Consider the following 20,058-nt stretch of genomic DNA (forward strand, 5'->3'; position numbering starts at 1 on the left):
AAAGCGTTAGAAAACAGATTATCCGAATCTTAAATCAGTGATGAAGGCAATTAGTAGATATGGTTTTTTGCTCGTTACGGGAATGTTCCTATGGGTACTTCAACCCGCATTGGCGGCACCCACTTTCGTTGAATCCAAAGAGATAGAAAAACTCCTCTCCCGCCTGGACCTGAGCGCGCCGGGCCTGGAAAAAGTCCGGACCGCCCCTAACCCGGAGCGCGCCGCCACGGAGCTGCTGGGGTACCTGCGGGCGCGCACGGCCGTGAAGCATCCCGTCGACCGGGCCGCGCGGGGTACTTGGCGGGGGAAGGCGGCTTCCGAGAAAGACCTTCAGGTAGCCAATGACGCCCTGCGGCAGGTGCTGGTGGGGCAGCCCGCCTACCCGCCCTACTTCTGCGGCGACGACATCGACTGGGGTACTTCGCCCGTGCCCGACAAGGAGTGGGTCTGGCAGCTCAACCGCATGAGTTTCTGGGACGCCCTGGCGCTGGCCTACGGACATACCGGCGACGAAAAATACGCCCGCGAATGGAGCGCCCAACTGCTGGACTGGAGCCGCAAAAACCCGCGCGACGAGGCCCACAAGTACGCCTGGCGGTCCATTGAGGCGGGGATTCGGGGCTACCGCTGGATGGGCCTCTACCAGCGGTTTCTGGACGCGCCTTCGTTTACGCCCGAGGTACTGGTGGCGTTTCTGAATAGCGCCTACGACCACGCCAGCTACCTCATGACCACCTACTCCAAAGGCAGCAACTGGGCCCTGATGGAAGCCGAAGGCATGGCGTTCATCGCCCTGACGTTCCCGGAATTCAAAGATGCCCCCGCCTGGCGCGACGAGGCGGTCCGGCGGCTGAACCTGGAGATCCACAACCAGGTGTACCCCGACGGCCACCAGCGCGAGCTGGCCTTTGGCTACCACATGGGCTGCATCGGCTGGTTTATGCGGACTTACGAGCTGGCCGGGCTCAACGGCCAGCAGTCGCTGTTTTCGGACAGTTACACGCGTGTGATTGAAAAAATGTGCGAAGTACCCCTGAAGCTCGCCTTCCCGGATGGCACTACGCCGCAGTTTGGCGACTCCTGGACGGGCAAGCCGGGGCAGTACTACGGCCAGCTTCGGGAGTGGGCGGGGTACTTTCAGCGGCCCGACTTCCTGTACGTCGCCTCCGAAGGCCGCGAAGGTACCCCGCCCGCCGCCACGGCCTTTGCCCTCGAAACCAGCGGCCTGTACTCCTTGCGGAGTAGTTGGGACAAAGACGCCATTTGTCTGGTGCTTAAGTGCGGGCCCGACGGCGGCGGCCACTGCCAGCCCGACAACGGTACCTTTGAGCTCTACGCGGGCGGGCGCTCCCTCATGCCCGACGCCGGGAGCTACATCTACAGCGGCGATCCCGAAAACCGCGCCTGGTTCCGACAAACCAAAGTACACCAAACCCTCACCCTCGACGGCGCCAACGCTGCCTACGCGCCCAAGCTGCTGCGCTGGCAGCCCCAACCCGCCCTGGACGTACTCGTGGTCGAGAACGCCAGCTACCCCGGCCTCACCCACCGGCGGGCGGTGCTGTTTGTGGATAAAAAGTACTTCGTGATCGTGGACGAGGCCCTGGGCGAAAGTACCGGCGACGTAGACCTGCACTTTCAGTTGGCTCCGGGCGAAGCCGTGTTTGACCAAAGTACCTTGGCCGTGCGCTCCGACTTCGCCGAGGGCTGGAACGTGCTGGTGCGAACTACCCCGCAGCCCGGCCTGGAGCTGACGCCCGAGGAGGGGCAGGTGTCGTTTGTGTATACCCAGAAAGAACCCCGCCCCGCCTTCCGGTACCGCCTCCGCAAAAGTACCCCTTCGCCCGACCTGCGGTTTGTGACGGTGGTGGTACCTTACGCCGCCGGTCCGGTGCCGAAGGTAAGCGCCCGGCTGCTGGGTACTTCCGCCGTCGGCGCGGCGCGCGTGGAGCTGGAGGTAGTCGTCAACGGCGAAACGAAGCGCGTGGGCTACGCGCTGGCCGACTAAATCAAAGTACCTTTTAATCATTACTCCCAAAATTGCTGGAAGGAATTTTCATCACGGCTGCGCTCGTCGTGCGGATTCTGGCCAATCCGCTGGGCAACGTATTCCAGAAAACCCTGACGACCCGGGGCCACCATCCCCTGCTGGTCAACTTCCTGACTTACCTGCTGCTGGGGCTGGTTTGTGTGGTACCGGCCTACGGGCTAGCGTGGGGTACCTTGTCGCCGGACTTCTGGCTCTACTCGCTGCTGGGAGGGGCCGTGGGGGCGCTGGGTAACGGTTTTTTGGTCAAAGCCCTCCAGAAAGGCGACCTATCCGTACTGGGTCCCATCAATGCCTACAAGGCCGTGATCGGGATGCTGGGCGGGGTACTTTTCCTGGGCGAAGTACCTGGCCTCTGGGGGCTGGCGGGCGTCGCCCTGATCATCTACGGCAGCTATTTTGTGCTCGAAACCACCGGCGAGGGCTTTTCCTGGGTACTTTTGCGAAGGAGTGAGATCCGGTTCCGACTCCTGGCCATGCTCTTGACCGCCATCGAGGCCGTGTTTGTCAAGAAGGTAGTACTGGCTTCGTCGGTGGCGGTGGCTTTTATGGGTTGGTGCTGGTTTGGGGCGCTTTTTTCCGGGCTGATCTTGCTCGTATTCCGTGTTAACCTCCGGCAGGAAATGCAAAAACTTTCCTTTCGTGATAGCCCGCCCTACCTAATGCTGATTGTTTGCGTAGGCCTGATGCAGTTCACCACCAACTACGTCTTCGACCACCTACCCGTGGGCTATGCGTTGTCCCTGTTTCAGCTATCTACCCTTGTGAGCGTCTGGTTTGGCTACCGGCTTTTCCAGGAAACCCACATCCAAAAAAAGCTCCTCGGCTCGGTCATCATGCTAGTAGGTTCGGTGATTGTGATTCTTTTTAAGGAGTAGGGAAGGGAAGGCCTAGATGAAAAAAGACCGCGGTGTGGTCACATGTTTATAGTTAAAAGGATCCCTAGTGTACCCGACCGTAGAGCGGTCGCACCCCGCTACGTTTGTGCGTCATCGGTCTCCGACCGAGAAAAGTACTCGCCCATCTGGTGCTGCGGTCACAGACCGCGTGACACCAGGGCGTGTAGCGGAGTGCTGCTCAGTTGAAAACTACGCTCAACGAAGCAGGCCGCTTCCTTTACTTTTAATCTGCAAAGACTTAGATTTAGGATCATATAATCTCAAGTCGTAGCTCCCACGCCCGCCACTTCCTTACCTCTATGAAAACAGAATTAGAATATTCTGAAGAAGCCAAACACCTCCGAGACACGAATAGAGTAGAAGAAGCCTTCATTTTAGTGGATCATGGATTATCATTTTACCCAAAATCGGCAATTCTATTTTTCAGAAAAGGTACTCTTTATTCATTCATAAAAGATTACGGACAGGCTATCTATTTTCACAATCATAGCATTTATCTTGATCCTGCCTTTGCCTCTCCTGAGTATGGGTTGGGGAGTGTCTATCATGATTTAAAAGAGTACGATCGGGCCATCCACCACCACGAGCAAGCCATTAAGAAGGATCCAAATGATGCCAATCCCGAGCATGGGCTGGGGAATACCTATCTTGCATTAAAAGAGTACGATCGGGCCATCCATCACTACGAGCAGGCTATCCAGATGGATCCAAACGATGCCTATCCCGAGTTTGGGCTGGGTAATGTCTATTTAGATTTAAAACATTATTCTCGGGCTATTCAGCATTATAATCAGGCTATCCAGAAGGAGCCTAATTTCGCTCATCCAGAAGAAAGGCTGGGAACTGTCTATCATGATTTAAAAGATTTCACTCTGGCCATCCTACATTATGAGCAGGCCATCCAGAATGATCCTGACTTCGCTGCTCCCGAGCACGGCATGGGGAATGTCTATCATGATTTACAAGATTACCCTCGGGCGATCCATCACTACGAGCAAGCCATCCAGAAGGATCCTGACTTAGCTGCTCCCGAGCACGGGCTGGGGAATGTCTATCGTGCATTACAAGATTACCCTCGGGCAATTCATCACTACGAGCAGGCCATCCAGAAGGATCCTGACTATGCCCATCCCGAGCACGGCATGGGGAATGTCTATCATGATTTACAAGATTACCCTCGGGCGATCCATCACTACGAGCAAGCCATCCAGAAGGACCTAAACGATGCCTATCCCGAGAACGGGCTGGGGAATGTCTATCGTGCCTTAAAGGATTACCCCCGGGCGATCCATCACTACGAGCAGGCCATCCAGAAGAATCCAAACTTCGCCTATCCCGAGCACGGGCTGGGTAATGTCTATTTAGATTTAAAACATTATTCTCTGGGCATTCAGCATTATAATCAGGCCATCCAGAAGGATCCTGACTCAGGCCTTCCCGAATACGGACTGGGGATAACCTATTATAATTTAAAAGAGTATTCTCATGCTAGAATTCATCTTACACGTTGCATATTTCTAGATAGTAGTTTAGCAACAGGAGTCGCTTACCAATTAGTGCCGATTTTTGACAAAGAGATACCATGCCCCTATTTAGTTCTTCATTTAGTGAGAATCGTTCCAGAAACATGGTCTGATTTAACTAGCATAGTACAACGCGCCCAAGCCCAGAGTCGAACGGTACAGCTATATCAAACTTATCTGAAAAATTACAGTGTAAGTAAAGAGAGCCAAAAGCAATACAAGTATCTGGAAGCACTCATTAATTACTTTATGGGGCTACCCTTCGAAGCTTACCGCATTTTTGGACAGGAAATTGATAGTAGTGAGGATTCTATTTCTCTCATGGGTAACTATTATTGGTTACAGGCGGCCACGGCTTTTGCTATTCCAGATGACACTTATAACACTCTGAAAGAAAACGCTATCTCAGATGCGTATGAACTTCTGAGCGCTCCTACTGATGCCTCAGCTCAGGAGTTATATTATGCAGCTCAAATTCTTTGGAATGAATTCCTATCCAAAAATGACCCAAAATTTGCCGAGCAGGCAGACCGTGCCTTTCAACTGGCTGATGAAGCTTCATACTTGCCCGCCGCTTACATGAGGGTACTGACACTTGGCACTTTGAACCGTACAGAAGAACAAGCTCAGAAAATAGCCCATATAATAAGTCTGGAGCTATCTGATCCTGATGGTCCTGCCTTTTTGAGAGGCTTTGAAGTGCAGAACTTAGATCCATCAAAAAAAGATTTTCTTACTCCTATATTGAAGTATGCTCATTTCACAGAAATAATTGAAGCCATTGAGCTTGTAAGCGAGGGCCCCGTCGCAAAAATACCCGAATTCTATCAGGCATGGCATATGCCTAATCTGGAAGAGATCCGAATTAAAGTAGAAAAAGTGGAGCTCGAAAATCTTAAATCAGGCCTGTTAAATTCATTTGTAGAAAAGGTAGGGTCTATATATAACACAGAGCGAGCAAATAAACTTAAAGAAGAGATTGATTTCATCGATGATGATTTACAGGATTCAATAGAACGTATTTTCACTAAGTACGATACACCAGTATCAAGTGAAGGATATTCCACAGATCTAGAATTCGAATTAGCGACCTTTATTCATAAATGGCGGGTAGCTCAACGTTACAGGCATGATGGTGGAGTAATGAGTGGCCGAATTGTCTACGAGAAGGTTATCGCTTACTTTATGCATAAAGGCATTTTAGAGCCTTTATCGGCCTTTTCACTTACGTATTACGCTTTCTTTATTCAGGAACGCCATAAACCTAAAAATCTCTATTCAATTTTCAGTTCAGCGTCCTTAGAGGGGACTACAGACATAGGAAAGGAAGCCTTAGCTGGCGTAGGAAAAACAATTATATCAACCACCCTCGAAATAGGCTCTGCCAGTCTTTCGCCGGTCACTTTTTTTGTGGGATTTATGATCAAAACGATCCTTCAGCACCGAGCGTTATTCTCATCTTCATGCTTAATTACGTTGTCGGCCAAAGACGATTACAACACCTTCAAGAGAATCTTAGACGAAAACACCTTAGAGCTAGTGAAACAGTATCGTCCCAAAGATCCAGACGAGCAAGGAGTCTGGGAGCAAATCTGCCGCTGGTACGATGAGCGTTCACTCTAGTTACATGCCAAGTAGTAACCACCAGCTAAAATCAACTAGCTCCGGTAACCTGCTAAGCGTAGTCTCCGACTCGGCGGCACCCCGCTGGGCGGCACCCGCTACGTTTGTGCGTCTTCGGTCTCCGACCGAGGTAAAGTACTTGCTCCCTGGTACTTCGGTCACAGACCGCGTGACACCAGGCCGTAGTTCAAACTACGCCCAACGGGGGGCTAGATGAAAAAAAGACCGCAGCGCGGTCACACGGTTTAGTTAAAGTCGTGCCCTCTTACGTACTGACCGACCACCCTGTGGTCGCACAGACAGGTTTCCCAGGAGAATGTAATGTTTCGTTCCGTTGTACGAGAAACAGAAGTCTAGAGAAAGTACCTCTAGTTGCCGATTTTGCTAATTTATTCCTAAATAGGTACTTATTTTGACCGTTTTAATTCAATTCCCTCTCATGCAGAACCTAAAAATAGCCACCGCGCAATTTGAGAACCGCAGCGGCGATAAAGCGTATAATTTGTCGGTGATCGAAAAGCTGGCCCAGCAAGCGGCGGCAGCGGGAGCGGACGCCATTGCGTTTCACGAATGCTCCGTGACGGGCTATACCTTTGCCCGGTACCTTTCCAAAGAGCAGATGCTGGAGCTGGCGGAGCGGATTCCGGACGGAGCGAGCGTAGCCCGCCTGACGGAAATAGCCCGTAGGTACGACATCGTGGTGCTGGCGGGGCTGTTTGAGAAAGACGAAAACGATGATTTATTCAAAGCCTACGTGTGCGTGGACAAAAACGGACTGGTGGCCAAGTACCGCAAGCTGCATCCGTTTATCAACCCGCACCTCACGCCCGGCGATGGCTACTGTGTCTTTGAGCTCAAGGGCTGGAAGTGCGGCATTTTGATCTGCTACGACAACAACGTCATCGAAAACGTGCGGGCGACCACGCTGCTGGGCGCGCAGGTGATCTTTATGCCCCACGTGACCATGTGTACGCCCTCCACGCGGCCAGGAGCGGGCTTTGTGGACCCCGCGCTCTGGGCCAACCGCGAGGCCGACCCTACCTCGCTCCGGTTGGAGTTCGACGGCCTGAAGGGGCGGGCGTGGCTCATGAAATGGCTACCCGCCCGCGCCTACGACAACGGCGTGTACGTGGTGTTCTCCAACCCGATTGGCATGGACGACGACCAGCTCAAGAACGGCTGCTCCATGCTCCTGGACCCTTTTGGCGATGTGTTGGCCGAGTGCCGTACCTGGGAGGATAGCTTCGTGATGGCCACCTTTATGCCCGAAAAACTCACGCAGGCGGGCGGGTACCGGTACCTGAAAGCCCGGCGGCCGGACCTCTACCGCGACATCCTGGGGCAGGAGCACCGGCCCGAGCAGAAGGTGGTGTGGCTAGAGGACCAGGGAAAAGAATAATTACCTATGTGACCGATAGAAACGGACTTCGTGAAGCTTTTGGAAGGGAATTGACTAAACCCTATTAACTGTTTTCTTCCATGAAGTACCTCTTACGGTGCCTGCCGCTGGCACTGATTCTTTCGCTATTGGCCTCGTTGGGTATGGCCCAAACCGAGGATATAAAATTGATTAAAAAACGGGTCGTGGAGGCGCTGATGGCTAGTCCGGTCAGCGATAGTACGGTGGAAGCCGCCCTGGCCAAGATGAACGAAGACGGTAGCTTCCGGGGCATCAACTACGAAGACCTGAGCCGCACGGCCAGCTACCCACACCGGGAGCACACCCGCGACCTGCTGTACATGGCGAAGGTTTACCAAACCAAATCGTCCCGCTTTTACAAGAGCAAGTCCCTGAAGGCGCAAATAGAAAAAGGGCTGGGCTTCTGGGCGAAGCACGATTTTGTGGGCGACAACTGGCACGACAGCCAGATCACTACCCCAACCGACCTGGGCGATCTGCTGCTGGTAATAGGCGACGAACTACCCAAGGACCTAGTGGCGAAGCTGCTGCCCATTGTCGGCCGGGCCAACATGAACGCCTCGGGCGCGCGGCCCAGCGGCGACCGCATCGTGATTGCGGGCATTCTGGCCAAAAACCTGCTTTTTCAGGGCAACTACCAGGAGTTTGATAAAATCATTCGGATCATTGAGGGAGAGCTGAAGTTTGCGACGGGCGAGCGCGGGATGCAGCACGACTACAGCTTTCACCACCGCGTGGACCGCGTGAACAACACCTCTTCCTACGGCTACGGCAAGTACGCCAACGCGTTCGGGGAGTGGTCGTACTACGTGGCGGGTACCCGCTATGCCTTTTCCAAAGAAAAAATAAATCATTTGGTGGACTACTACCTCGACGGCGTGTACAAGCAGATGGTGTACGGGGTGTACGAGGACATCAGTGTCAAGAACCGAAGCATCTCTCACAAGGCGACCTTCCGGCCGCACAGTACCCTCGAGATCGAGCGGCTGCTGGTCAGTACTGACTACCGCAAAGCCGAGCTGGAGGAAATCATCCGGCTGCGGAAGGGGCAAGCGAAGCCCTCGGCCTCCTTTGCCAAGTTCTTCTGGCAAACGGAACATTTCGTGTTTCAACGCCCGACTTACTACACCACCGTGCGCATGTTTTCGACCCGCAACCGCAACATGGAAGAACCTTACAACGGACCGGGAAAAACTACGCACCACCGCGCCGACGGCACCAACTACCTGATGTTAAAAGGCGATGAGTACCACAACATCTGGCCCGTGTACGACTGGCAAAAGATCTCGGGGACGACCATCGTGCAGAAACCCCAGCTACCGGGCCCGGACAACATCCAAAAGGACGGCCTGACCGACTTTGTGGGGGCCGTAACCGACGGCCTGTACGGAGCCGTGGCCTTCGATTTTAAGAGTCCGCATGACCCCCTGGAAGGCAAGAAAGCGTGGTTCTTTTTCGACCAGGAGTACGTATGTCTGGGTACGGGCATTAAATCAGCAGCCAACCAGGAGGTAGCCACTACCGTGAACCAGGTACTTTTGCGGAGCGAGGTACAGCTAATGCAGGAGGGTACTTCCCAGCAACTGCCGAAAGGAAGCCGCACCCTCCAGAACGTAAAGTGGGTACATCACGATAAGGTTGGCTATATTTTTCCCCAACCGGCCACCGTCCAGCTGTCCAACCAGGCCGAAACGGGCCGCTGGTCGGACATTACGGACCAAAAAAATATCAGCAAGGAGTTGGTCAGCGAAGAGGTATTTAACCTGTGGTTTAACCACGGTCGGAAGCCGAACGGGGCGTCCTACGCCTACATTGTGGTACCTGACGTAACGGAGCAGGCACTGAGCCAGAGTAGCCAGAACAACCGCTCGGTCGAAATCCTTTCCAATACCTCGGCGCTCCAGGCTGTGAAGCACGGACAGCTGGGTATCAGCCAGCTCGTTTTCCACCGCGCCGGGTCGGTCGAGATCGGGCCGGGCGTCACCGTAGCGTTGGATAGCCCCGGTCTGGCCATGCTAAAAACCAAGGACGGGCGGCTGAGTGAACTGACCCTGGCCGACCCATCGCGAAAACTCAGCCGGATCATGCTGACTGTGAGTGGCGTATACAAGGCCAAGGGTGAAAACTACCGCACCCTCGTGGACGAAAAGCAGCAAAGTACCCTTTTTATCGTGGACCTACCCCAGGACGTTTATAATGGAAAGAGCGTACACATCAGCGGCTTATGACCGCTGCTCAGGGTACTTGGCCCGCGTCAATAGGCCGTCCAGCCGCCGTCGGCCGTGACGGTGGTACCATTGAGGAAGCTCGCTTCGTCGGAGGCTAAAAACAGCGCCAGCTGAGCAATTTCGGCGGGTTCGGCGGCCCGAATATTATTAGCCGTGCCCGCATTCATGCGTTCGAACCCGGCGGGATGAATGTGGGCGTGTTCCATGATGTTGGTCGTGACGCCTCCCGGCGCGATGGCATTGCAGCGAATGCCGCGCGGGGCGTACTGGTAGCCAATGTTTTTGGTGAGCCCGATCAGCCCGTGCTTGGAGGCCGTGTAGGCCGCTCCGGCCCGTCCACCGTACAGCCCTCCGATGGACGCCACGTTGATGATGACGCCTTTTTCTTGTTGTAAAAATACAGGAATCGCTTTACGACAGGCATAGAACGGTCCGCTCAGGTTCACGGCCAGGACGGTATCCCACAGGGTATTGGAGACATCCGCCGCCGGTGTGAAATCATCCATGATGCCCGCGTTGTTGACCAGCATATCCAGGCCACCCCAGTGCGCCACGGTTTCGTCGATGAGTCGATTGACCTCTTCTTCGCGCGCGATATCGGCCGTCAGGGCGTGCACCAGGTACCCCTGCTCCAGCAGGCGTTGGGTAGCGGCTTCGAGCGGCGCGGCGTGCAGGTCGGAGAGCATCACCCGGGCCCCTTCTTGGGCAAAACGCTCGGCGATGGCTTTTCCAATGCCGGAAGCCGCTCCGGTAACGATGGCGATTTTATCTTGTAACTGGTTCATAGCGAGTAATGTGGTTGTTTGGTAAGTGAAAAGAAACCCGATTGGATTGGGCCCGTTTTGATAAAACAAAGATAAAGGCAGGCAGAGCAGCTTTTCCTGACCAATGCCTCCCCACCAACTGATATAAATCAGGTACCTCGCCGCTCCGGTTATTAAAGTACGTAGTCAGTCGGCAAAGTCCCCCTCTACTGAAAGGAGAGGGGGACTTAGGGGGCGGTCCGCCGCGCGGTGAGGTCAAAAAACAACTTACCAACCGGCGCGCCAGAAGTACCCAGGAAAACGTACTTTTGAACGAGTGATGCAAAGTACCCTGGCGCGTGGAATTTCGAAGGTACTTTGCATCCAGGCATACCTATTGTAGAGCGACGAAAGGGGGTACTTTTGGTGCCAACTAATTCCCCAGTTTTGATGAACGAACTTAACCACTAAATCCTGATCGAGTATGCGTTGGCAGAATTTACGAAGAAGCGGAAATGTAGAAGACCGCCGCGGCATGTCCGGCGGAGGCAAAGTAGCGGTGGGCGGCCTGGGGTTCGTCATTTTATTGGTAGTGGGCCTGCTGACGGGCCAGGACCCCGGCGAGATCCTGTCTAACCTCCAGGGCGACCAGCCCACCGAACAGACCGGCACCCGCCCTCCGGGGCCGCGGCCGGATGATAAAATGGCCGATTTCGTGTCGGCCGTGCTGGGGAGTACCGAGGACGTCTGGACGCAAATCTACGCCGAGAACAACGCCCAGTACCAGGCTCCGCGGCTGCAGATCTTCGAGGGCGCTACCCAGGGAGCTTGCGGTAGTGCTTCGGCGGCCATGGGGCCGTTTTACTGCCCGGCCGACTACAAGGTGTACATCGACCTGTCGTTTTGTGATGCCCTACGGGATCGGTTCAAGGCACCGGGCGAGTTTGCGGTGGCCTACGTGGTGGCCCACGAGGTAGGCCATCACGTGCAAAACCTGATGGGTGTTTCGGAGCAGGTGCAGCGGCAGCGTGGCCGCCTGAGCCAGGCCGAGTACAACAAACTTTCCGTCAAACTGGAGCTCCAGGCCGACTTCCTGGCGGGCGTCTGGGCCAACCGGGCGCACGAAATGGAAAATATCCTGGAGCCGGGCGACCTGGAAGCGGCCCTGAAAGCGGCCAACGCCATTGGCGATGATAAGCTGCAAAAAGAAGCCCAGGGCTACGTAGTACCCGACGCCTTTACGCACGGCACGTCCCAGCAGCGCATGTACTGGTTCAAGAAAGGCTACGAAACCGGCGATCTGAATCAGGGAAAATTTGAGGATATTCGGTAGCAGGAGAGGCCCGCTGATCACACCAAAGTACCTTGCCCGAACCGGCATCTTGAAAGCATTTCTTATAAAAAAAAGTAGGGTAGGTAGCGCGACGGGGAGACTGCCAGTCTGTACTTTTGTGTACCCGATCAAAGCGTGAGCCTAATCGTAAATAAGCTTCGCTACGGAGGGTATCTACTGTTCAACCATTCCTACTAAAATGAAAAGAATTGTTAGCACGAGCCTGTTGCTGATGCTCGTATTTTTTGGCGCCTTGGGCCAAACCCCGTCCGACACCATTGAGATCAAAAAGGCGCTGGGTATTGTATTCCGCAAAACGGCAAGAATTTGACGCCTAAGCAGCTGCTGGAGATAACCAGCTCCAATCCGGAGGCGTACGAACTCATGAAGAAGGCTAGGAATAAGGGGAACGTCAGCGCGGTCTTTAGCGGGGCGGCAGGTTTTTTAATCGGTTGGCCCCTGGGGACGGCCATTGCCGGTGGAAAGCCTAATTGGGCTTTGGCGGGCATTGGTGCGGGGCTTTTGGTGGTGGGAATCCCTATTTCGGCGGCTTCCACGCGCGAGGCCAAACGGGCCGTTCGGATTTATAATGATGATTTGAAAAAAGAAGCATTGACGCAGTTCGATCTTAAAATCGGCCTGACGGGCACCGGCTTAAGCGCAAAGCTGACGTTTTGACAAGGGACGTAAAGTGTAAAGTGCCTATCGCACCCATAAAGCTAACCTACCCCCGCTCCAGCCTAAACACCGTGATCTCCGGCCGCACGTTGAACCGCACCTGCCACAAATGCCCCAGCGCGCGGTTGATGTAGAGCGTGCGGCCGTCGTCCAGGGCAAAGGTACCTGCCGTGTACCTTTTGTTGCGTACGGGCAGCATCGGAGCCCGCAAAAAAGGCGGCTTGCACTGGCCGCCGTGCGTATGGCCCGACAAGATCCAGCTTTGGTAGCCGTTCCAGACGGGTTCGTCGGCTACGTCGGGGTTGTGGCAAAGTACTACGTTAGCCTGCTCTTTTTGCAGATCGCTCATAACCTGGTGGGGTGCGAAGTTGGTACCCCAGAAATCGTCGAGGCCCACGAAGTTCAGCCCGGCTAGGTTTTGCTGTTCGTTTCTCAATATACTAATTCCCTTTTCTTCCAAAATCCCCGCCACGCGCTGAGCTACCTCCGGCTCCTGCCAGTTAAGGCCGTAGTCGTGGTTACCAAGTACCCCCAAGGTACCTAATTTGCCCCGCACGGCGTGGGCGTATACTTCCCGCAGCTGCGCGAACTGCTCCTCGGATTCGTAATTGACGAAATCGCCGGTATACACCACAAAGTCAGGAGCGAGCTGCTGGGCCTTCTCAAACGACTCGATGAGGTACTGGCGGTCGAAGCGGTTGCCCACGTGCGTGTCGCTGATCTGCATGAGCGTCTTGCCCACCAAGGCGTCGGGCAAGTGTTTGATGGGCATGGGTACTTGTACAAATTCCAACCAGAAGGGTTCGACTTGCCAGGTGTAGAGGCCCGTCAGGAGACCGGCTCCGCCCAGCGCGGCGGCTCCCTGCAAAAAGTGTCTTCGATTCATGCGTTTTAGGAGCGGGTAAAGTACCCGGGTGGATCAATAACGACTTACTTAGGCTTAGCAAGATAAAGCCATTTTCCCAAACAACCCGTATTTCTTCGTAGTTATAGCTACTCAACCAGCTACGAATTGCCATGAAAAAAGCCTATAGTACCCTGATGCCCCGTCAGCGAACCAACGTAGGTTCTACTGAGCGGATCGTATCCCTGTTTGGCGGAGCCTGCCTGCTGTACGATGCCCTAACGAAAGAGGATACCAGTGTGGTGGAGGCTCTGGTGGGAGGGTACCTGATATTCAGGGGAGCTACCGGCTACTGCCCCGTGCATTCGGCCATCGAAGAGCGCCCCGCCCGGGAGCACAGCCAGAACATCAACATCAAAACGCGCCTGCTCGTGAAGCGCCCCCGCCAGGAGGTCTACGATTTTTGGCGCAAGCTCGACAACCTGCCCCTGTTCATGAACCACCTCGAATCCGTAACCGTACTGAACGAGAGGGAGTCGGAATGGAAGGCCAAAGTACCCGGCGGACTGGGGACGATCGGCTGGCGTAGCGAGATCGTCAAGGAAGAACCGGGCAGGCTCCTGGGCTGGCATTCCAAGCCGGGGGCGGTCATCGAAAATGGCGGCAAAATTGAATTTAGTGATCTGGGAGAAGGAGGTACCGAAGTGCAGGTGGTGATTTCCTACAAAGCACCCCTGGGCGTACCGGGCAAAGAGATTTCCCGGCTGCTGAATCCTTACTTCCGCGACATGGTGCTGGAAGACATCCTGAATTTTAAAAACTACCTCGAAACCAACGAAGTACCCGCGCCCCGCGAGCCCCTCCGGTACGATGGCGAGTCGTAAGTGGCAGAGGGCATAGGGGGAAGGGCATAGGGTACTTTAGTTGAAAGTACCCTGGCAAGCTCCCTTTCTCCGCGGGAGAAAGGGCTAGGGATAGAGGCATTTCACATCCCTACACCACCAGCAACCCGCTGGCGCGAAGTTCTCGCCAGGTACCTGAAGCGCTAAACGCCTCGAAAGTACCCAGGCCCGCGTTTTCGAAATCTTTTCTAAAATCCTCCAGCTGGTATGGTACGGGCTGCGTGGCAAGTACCTTGGGCAGGGCGTGGAGCAGCCACTCGGCTACGGGGATGGACGCTTCGACGGCCCACTCGTTTTTTTTATCGTAAAAAATCAGCTCGGCTCCTTGTACGCGCTGCTTACCCCGTTTTTCTTCAAAAATATTCAACGTAGGCAAACTACCCAGCCAGGTCAGGACGGCGTTGGGGCGGGGGGCTTCGGGGGGTACTTGCCGGAGGCTGTTTTCGATGTAGCGCGGCGGAACGGACGTAGAAGGTACTTTAAAATCGAACCAACGCCCGAGCGGAAACTCGAAACAGACGCCGTGCATGTAGTTGAAGAGCGACTTCCGCAGGCCTTCGGCGAAGCGGTCGTGGTCGGTACCCTGCGGGTCGTGGTGGTAGAGGTCGTTGTCGGCGAAGCCGCCGAAGTCGGGCCCGATGCGCTGCACGTTAAACGCCGCCGGGTGCAGACCTACGGGGCTGTGGGCGGTCATGGCGAAGCGGTGCCAAAAGCCCGACTGTACGACGCCCTGCTCAAAAAGCTGCCGTACCATTTCGAGCGAATCGATGGTTTCCTGGGCCGTTTGGGTGGGGAAGCCGTACATCAGGTAGGCGTGGACCATGATCCCCGCCTGCGTGAAGGCGTCGGCGACGCGCGCTACCTGGGCCACGGTGACGCCCTTCTTCATGCGCTCCAGCAGGCGGTCGGAGGCTACCTCCAGCCCGCCCGAAACCGCAATGCAGCCCGAGGCCTTGAGCAGGCGGCAGAGGTCCGGCGTAAAACTTTTCTCAAACCGGATGTTGGTCCACCACACCACGGTGAGCTTCCGGCGCAGGATCTCCAGCGCCAGGTCGCGCATGAGCGCCGGGGGCGCGGCTTCGTCCACAAAATGGAACCCGTTCTGCTCGGTTTGCGCCATGATTTCCTCGATCCGGTCGCAGAGCAGCTCCGCCGTCACGGGCTCGTAGCGCTTGATGTAGTCGAGCGAAATATCACAAAACGAGCACTTGCCCCAGTAGCAGCCGTGCGCCAGCGTGAGCTTGTTCCAGCGGCCGTCGCTCCAGAGCCGGTGCATGGGGTTCACGATCTCGATCACCGAGAGGTAGTTGTGCAGGGGCAGGTCGGCGTAGTCGGGGGTACCTACCTCGCGCTGGGGTACGTCGCGCTCGCGGGCACCGTTGAGGTACTTGACGTGCCCGTCGGCGGTGCGGAGGTAGGTACGTTTGAGCTGTGGCTCCTCGCGCTGGCTGTCCAGGTACTCCAGTAGGTACTTCAGGGGCGCTTCGCCGTCGTCGAGGCAGAGGTAGTCTACGTAGTCAAAAAAGCGCGGCTCCCGCAGCGAACGCAGCTCCGTATTGGCAAAGCCCCCGCCCATCACTACTTTGACGTGGGGGTAGTTTTGCTTGAGGTATTGCCCGCACTTGAGCGCCCCGTAGAGGTTGCCGGGGAAAGGTACCGTCAGGCACACCACGCTCGGCGCGCAGGTACTTAGCTTTTCGGCCAGGGCTTCCTGCAGCAGCTGCGACAGGTAGGTATCGGGAGCCAGCAGGGCTTCGTGGAGCTCGTCGAAGTGCGTGGCGGTGCGGCCCAGCCGCTCGGCGTAGCGGCTAAAGCCAAAGTACGGGTCTACGGCTTCCTGGATCAGGTCGCCCAGGTCTTCGAGGTATAGCGTGGCCAGGTGTCGGGCTTTGTCGTGAATGCCCATCGTGCCAAAGGCCCAGTCGAGCTCTTCCAGCGCCGCGAAGCGCCCCGCTTCGGGCAGGTAGCTGCGGTCGCAGATGCGGTGGGCCAGGGTGGGGTTTTTATTTTGTAAAAAACGAATAACCGGCCCGATGGTACTTAAGTAGTCGTCGCGCAGGCTGTAGATGCGGTAGCTGTTGTCGGTGAGCTCGGCGTCGGAGGCTTCCAGTTGCGCAAACAAAGTACCCAGCCCTTTTGCCGAAAAAAGTTTTAAGATCACCTCGATGCCCAGATCCGCCTGCTGCGCCGCCCGCCCGAGCGTGTTCAGGTACCCTTTCAGGTAGGCTGTGGCGGGGTAGGGGGTGTTGAGCTGGGTAAAGGGGGGCGTGATCAGTAAAATGTTTTTATTCCCGGACATGGCGGCACGTGGTCGTTTTTCAAGCGCAAAGATAGCGAATTCTCCGCCGGGACCGGAGGGAGGCTAAAGCGTAAAGCCAGCCTAAAGGTACCTCTGGCTTTACACGTTGATTATTAATCATAAAGTACCCCCGTTGCGAGGTACCTTACTCGCTGATCTCGATGATAAACGAAGCCTCGAAAGTCTGCCCCGCTTCCAGACGCTGGATGGCTTCCTTGTGTTCCAGCTGCTGGTCGGCATCCGCGCGGTCGGCGATGCCCAGCCACGGCTCTATACACACATAGTCGCCCTGCGGCTTTGCCCAGATTCCCAGGTAGGGGAAATCCGCAAAATGTACCGTCACCCGCTGCGGCGACTTGTGGCTGCGCAGCGTTATTTTTTTAGATTGAAGATTTTTAAAAATCAGGGCGTCGTTCTCAAACAAGTCGTGGCGCAGCGGCAGCGAGGTACTTTGGTCCAGCAGCGGCACGGTTTCGCCCGTCAAGAGTCCCTTGTCATTGATGGGCCAGATGGGGGCCGTTTCGGGTACTTCAAATTCCAGGTAGTAGTCGTCGTAGCGTTCGGTTGGGTGGATAGGGCAGCGAAAAGCCGGGTGCCCGCCCACCGAGAAAAGCATGGGTACTTCGTCGAGATTCGTGACTTCGTGGCTGACCCGGATTCGATTTCCTTCCAACAGGTACTTGACCCGAAACGCAAACCGGAAGGGGTACCTGGCCAGCGTCTCGTCGTCGGTTTGCAGCAGGAACGTCAGGCTCGTGGGGGTACTTTCTTCCAATACCACGCGCTCGTTGTTGCGCACAAAGCCGTGCCGGGCCAGCGGGTAGGCTTGGCCCTGGTAGTAGTAGGTACCTTCTTTCAGCTCCCCCACGATCGGGAACAGCACGGGCGCGTGGCTAGGCCACACGGCCGGATCGCCGTCCCAGAGGTACTCAAGGCCGCTCGTCACCGACCGGATGCCGCTGAGTTCGGCCCCGGTTTGCTTGACGCTTATTCGCAGATACTGATTTTCAAGCTGAAAAGTAGGTTGTGGCATGTCGTAAAAGTTAGTTCAAGGGGTACTTGGCGGGTCGCCCACGGCTGGTCGCCCACGGCCGGTTTATTACCACCAGTCGTCGTTCTTGCCTTTCTTTTTGCCAAAATCGCCCCCTTTGCTTCCTTTTTTCTTAAAGTCGCCGCCTTTGCTTCCTTTTTTCTTAAAGTCGCCTTTGAAACTTCGGCTGTCACCGCGCTCTTTCTTAAAGTCGGGTTTGAAGTCCGGCGTAAACAGGCTGCCGCCGCCCAAATCAGGCTCGTCGTCGATATCCTCCTTGCTGGCACCGTAATCCTTGGGGCGGGGCTGTGGTTTGGGCTCGCTGACGAAGCGCTTGGGCGGGGTTTCCCGTTCGCGCGGCTGGAAGGGTCGGCGCTCGGGGCGCTCGGCGGGTTTGGCCGGGCCCGCTCCCGGCCGGTCGGTACCTTTTCTAAACTGCGCTTCGTTCACCACCAGCGGGCGGCCTTCTACCTCCACGCCATTTAGTTCAGCAATGGCGTGCCGGGCCTGGTTGTCGTCGGGCATTTTTACAAAGCCGAACCCTTTGTTTTGGCGGGTCTGGTGGTCAATGATGATTTTTGCGGAAAGTACCTCTCCGTACTTTTCAAAGATTTCCCGTAGTTCTTTCTCCTGCATTTTGAAGGGGAGGCTCCCCACAAAAATTTCCATGGTGTTTTTGGCTTGGTTTATCGGTGACCATTTGGGTGTAAAATTAATAGTTTTCGGGACGGGACGCGCAAGATAAAAGTTGTTATTTTTGGCTAATTTTTATTTCTAATCAAAGTTTTTGTTATTTCCGGGGTCGGTAAAACCTCAACCAGGACTTCGGAGTACCCGTTTTGGCAAAAAGCCTTTCTTTTGCCGGGTCGGGTGAAGAGGTACTTTGGCGACGAACCCCGCCGGGGTAGGGTACCTACTCGAAAGGAGCCTAGCGGCGGTTGGGTACGTATAGCCCTCCCTTAATCCGCCCCGCCACCCGGCCCAAAGGGGTAGTTTGAGGACTCCCCGGCGGCCGCTTCGGCACGGGTAGTTAGCTGGGGTCCATTCCAATTTTTGCAACTATTTCGCGTTTTAACAGGTACGATGCTTCCTTTTTTCGGTATTTAATTCGGATAAGTAGTCCTTAAATAAAATTTTTTAAAATTACGCTGAGTATATTTGCGTACAGAACAAAGTACCTACTAATTTACTTAATATGTCTATGAAGACTTCACGCAGAGAAGTTTTGAAGATGGCGGGCGTCGCGCTGGCGAGTTCGGCCTTCCCGGTAATCCTACCTTCAAACCGCAGCTACGCGGGCATCAACAGCGAAACCCTGAAAGTGGGCCTGATCGGCTGCGGAGGCCGCGGCTCGGGTGCCGCCAAGCAAGCCCTCAGTGCCGACCCCAACGTAGTGCTTTACGCCGTGGGGGATATTTTCAAAGATAAAATGGAGCTTTCGCTCGATAGCCTTAAGAAGGTACACGGCGACAAAGTAGCCGTCGACGAAGGCCGTAAGTTCCTGGGCTTCGACGCCTTCCAAAAGGTACTTGACTCGGGCGTGGACGTGGTCATTCTGGCCACGCCGCCGCACTTCCGGCCCGAGCACCTGACGGCCGCCGTCAAAGCCGGTAAGCACGTCTTCTGCGAGAAACCCGTGGCCGTGGACACGCCCGGTATTCATAAAGTACTCGAAGCCGCCAAGCTGGCCAAAGAGAAAAACCTCTCGCTGGTGTCGGGCTTCTGCTGGCGCTTTCACGAGCCCAAGCGGGCCAGTTTTGCCAAGATTCAGGAAGGCGCCATTGGCGACGTAATGGCCGTTTACAATACCTACGACACGGGTACGCTCTGGTCGAAGCCGCGCGAAGAAGGCTGGAGCGACATGGAGTTTCAGCTCCGTAACTGGATGTACTACACCTGGCTGGCGGGCGACCACATCGTGGAGCAGGCCGTGCACAGCGTGGACATGATGTCGTGGGCCTTTGGCGACAAGCTACCCATCAGTGCCGTGGGCACGGGCGGCCGCCAGGTACGTACCGACGCGCTCTTTGGCCACATCTACGACCACTTCGCCGTCACCTACGAATACGAAAACGGAGCCAAGGGCTTTCACTTCTCGCGCCAGCAGGCCAACTGCGAAAATAGCTACGCCGTGGAGAGCTTGGGTACCAAAGGCCGCAGCATGGTCAACTGCTCGCGCAACGTCCACGAAATTACGGGCAGCAACCCCTGGAAGTACAGCGGTGAGCAGAACGACATGTACCAAACCGAGCACAACGAGCTCTTTGCGTCCATCCGCAACGGCAAGCCACTCAACTACGGCGAGTCCATGGCCAACAGCACCTTGCTCGCCATCATGGGCCGCATGGCCGCTTACACGGGCAAGAAAGTGACCTGGCAAGACGCCCTGAACTCAACCGAAAAGCTGGGACCGGATACCTACAGCTGGGATATGAAACCGCCGGTGGTGGAGGTAGCGCGTCCGGGCATCACGCCTTTTATCTAGCCCT

At 55.6% G+C, this 20,058-nt stretch carries 15 protein-coding genes; 10 read left to right on the top strand and 5 right to left on the bottom strand.

All coding sequences use genetic code 11. The features are described 5' to 3' along the window. The first annotated feature begins 40 nt into the window (after positions 1 to 40). The 5 genes from HNQ92_RS05690 (at position 41) to HNQ92_RS05710 (ending at position 9,740) form a co-directional block, all read left to right on the top strand. Positions 41 to 2,008, top strand: a complete 1,968-nt coding sequence (locus tag HNQ92_RS05690; RefSeq protein ID WP_184172094.1) for an alginate lyase family protein — start codon at positions 41 to 43, stop codon at positions 2,006 to 2,008. A gap of 32 nt (positions 2,009 to 2,040) precedes the next feature. Next, entirely contained in the window at positions 2,041 to 2,925 is an 885-nt protein-coding gene (locus tag HNQ92_RS05695) for an EamA family transporter (protein ID WP_184172096.1), read from the top strand. A gap of 320 nt (positions 2,926 to 3,245) precedes the next feature. Beyond that, the gene (locus HNQ92_RS05700; protein ID WP_184172098.1) at positions 3,246 to 6,092 is read left to right on the top strand and encodes a tetratricopeptide repeat protein; all 2,847 of its coding nucleotides are present in this window, start codon (positions 3,246 to 3,248) and stop codon (positions 6,090 to 6,092) included. Positions 6,093 to 6,531: 439 nt separating this feature from the next. Then, on the top strand, positions 6,532 to 7,491 hold the full coding sequence (locus tag HNQ92_RS05705) for a nitrilase family protein (RefSeq protein ID WP_184172100.1): 960 nt from the start codon (positions 6,532 to 6,534) through the stop codon (positions 7,489 to 7,491). A gap of 80 nt (positions 7,492 to 7,571) precedes the next feature. Beyond that, the gene (locus HNQ92_RS05710; RefSeq protein WP_184172102.1) at positions 7,572 to 9,740 is read left to right on the top strand and encodes a polysaccharide lyase family 8 super-sandwich domain-containing protein; all 2,169 of its coding nucleotides are present in this window, start codon (positions 7,572 to 7,574) and stop codon (positions 9,738 to 9,740) included. Between the two features lie 26 nt (positions 9,741 to 9,766). On the opposite strand, the gene HNQ92_RS05715 is transcribed toward HNQ92_RS05710, so the two are convergent. Next, entirely contained in the window at positions 9,767 to 10,525 is a 759-nt protein-coding gene (locus tag HNQ92_RS05715) for a glucose 1-dehydrogenase (RefSeq protein WP_184172104.1), read from the bottom strand. Between the two features lie 442 nt (positions 10,526 to 10,967). Here HNQ92_RS05715 and ypfJ point away from each other — a divergent pair, with 442 nt between their 5' ends. The 3 genes from ypfJ (at position 10,968) to HNQ92_RS05725 (ending at position 12,494) form a co-directional block, all read left to right on the top strand. Further along, positions 10,968 to 11,816: a KPN_02809 family neutral zinc metallopeptidase gene (gene ypfJ, locus HNQ92_RS05720; protein ID WP_184172106.1), complete on the top strand. Its 849-nt coding sequence runs from the start codon at positions 10,968 to 10,970 to the stop codon at positions 11,814 to 11,816. 199 nt (positions 11,817 to 12,015) lie between these two features. Then, positions 12,016 to 12,147, top strand: a complete 132-nt coding sequence (locus HNQ92_RS28900) for a hypothetical protein (RefSeq protein WP_281380717.1) — start codon at positions 12,016 to 12,018, stop codon at positions 12,145 to 12,147. Then, positions 12,144 to 12,494 carry a hypothetical protein gene (locus HNQ92_RS05725; protein ID WP_184172108.1) on the top strand — a complete coding sequence of 117 codons (351 nt, stop codon included), beginning with the start codon at positions 12,144 to 12,146 and terminating at the stop codon, positions 12,492 to 12,494. The genes HNQ92_RS28900 and HNQ92_RS05725 overlap by 4 nt, the downstream gene beginning before the upstream one ends. 46 nt (positions 12,495 to 12,540) lie before the next feature. On the opposite strand, the gene HNQ92_RS05730 is transcribed toward HNQ92_RS05725, so the two are convergent. Next, positions 12,541 to 13,380 (bottom strand): metallophosphoesterase, encoded by an 840-nt coding sequence (locus HNQ92_RS05730; protein WP_184172110.1) that lies wholly within the window; start codon positions 13,378 to 13,380, stop codon positions 12,541 to 12,543. Positions 13,381 to 13,511: 131 nt separating this feature from the next. On the opposite strand from HNQ92_RS05730, the gene HNQ92_RS05735 reads away from it, so the two are divergent. After that, positions 13,512 to 14,222, top strand: a complete 711-nt coding sequence (locus HNQ92_RS05735; protein WP_221307395.1) for an SRPBCC family protein — start codon at positions 13,512 to 13,514, stop codon at positions 14,220 to 14,222. Between the two features lie 109 nt (positions 14,223 to 14,331). Here the strand turns inward: HNQ92_RS05735 and HNQ92_RS05740 are convergent, their stop codons facing one another. The 3 genes from HNQ92_RS05740 to HNQ92_RS05750 form a co-directional block, all read right to left on the bottom strand. Beyond that, the gene (locus HNQ92_RS05740) at positions 14,332 to 16,539 is read right to left on the bottom strand and encodes a B12-binding domain-containing radical SAM protein (protein WP_184172112.1); all 2,208 of its coding nucleotides are present in this window, start codon (positions 16,537 to 16,539) and stop codon (positions 14,332 to 14,334) included. A 145-nt stretch (positions 16,540 to 16,684) separates the two neighbouring features. Then, on the bottom strand, positions 16,685 to 17,572 hold the full coding sequence (locus HNQ92_RS05745) for an aldose 1-epimerase family protein (protein ID WP_184172114.1): 888 nt from the start codon (positions 17,570 to 17,572) through the stop codon (positions 16,685 to 16,687). Positions 17,573 to 17,638: 66 nt separating this feature from the next. Continuing rightward, the gene (locus HNQ92_RS05750; protein WP_184172116.1) at positions 17,639 to 18,238 is read right to left on the bottom strand and encodes an RNA-binding protein; all 600 of its coding nucleotides are present in this window, start codon (positions 18,236 to 18,238) and stop codon (positions 17,639 to 17,641) included. Between the two features lie 532 nt (positions 18,239 to 18,770). Here HNQ92_RS05750 and HNQ92_RS05755 point away from each other — a divergent pair. Further along, positions 18,771 to 20,054 carry a Gfo/Idh/MocA family protein gene (locus HNQ92_RS05755; protein ID WP_246439707.1) on the top strand — a complete coding sequence of 428 codons (1,284 nt, stop codon included), beginning with the start codon at positions 18,771 to 18,773 and terminating at the stop codon, positions 20,052 to 20,054. Positions 20,055 to 20,058 lie beyond the last annotated feature (4 nt).

This window comes from Rhabdobacter roseus (assembly GCF_014202275.1).
Lineage (GTDB): Bacteria > Bacteroidota > Bacteroidia > Cytophagales > Spirosomataceae > Rhabdobacter > Rhabdobacter roseus.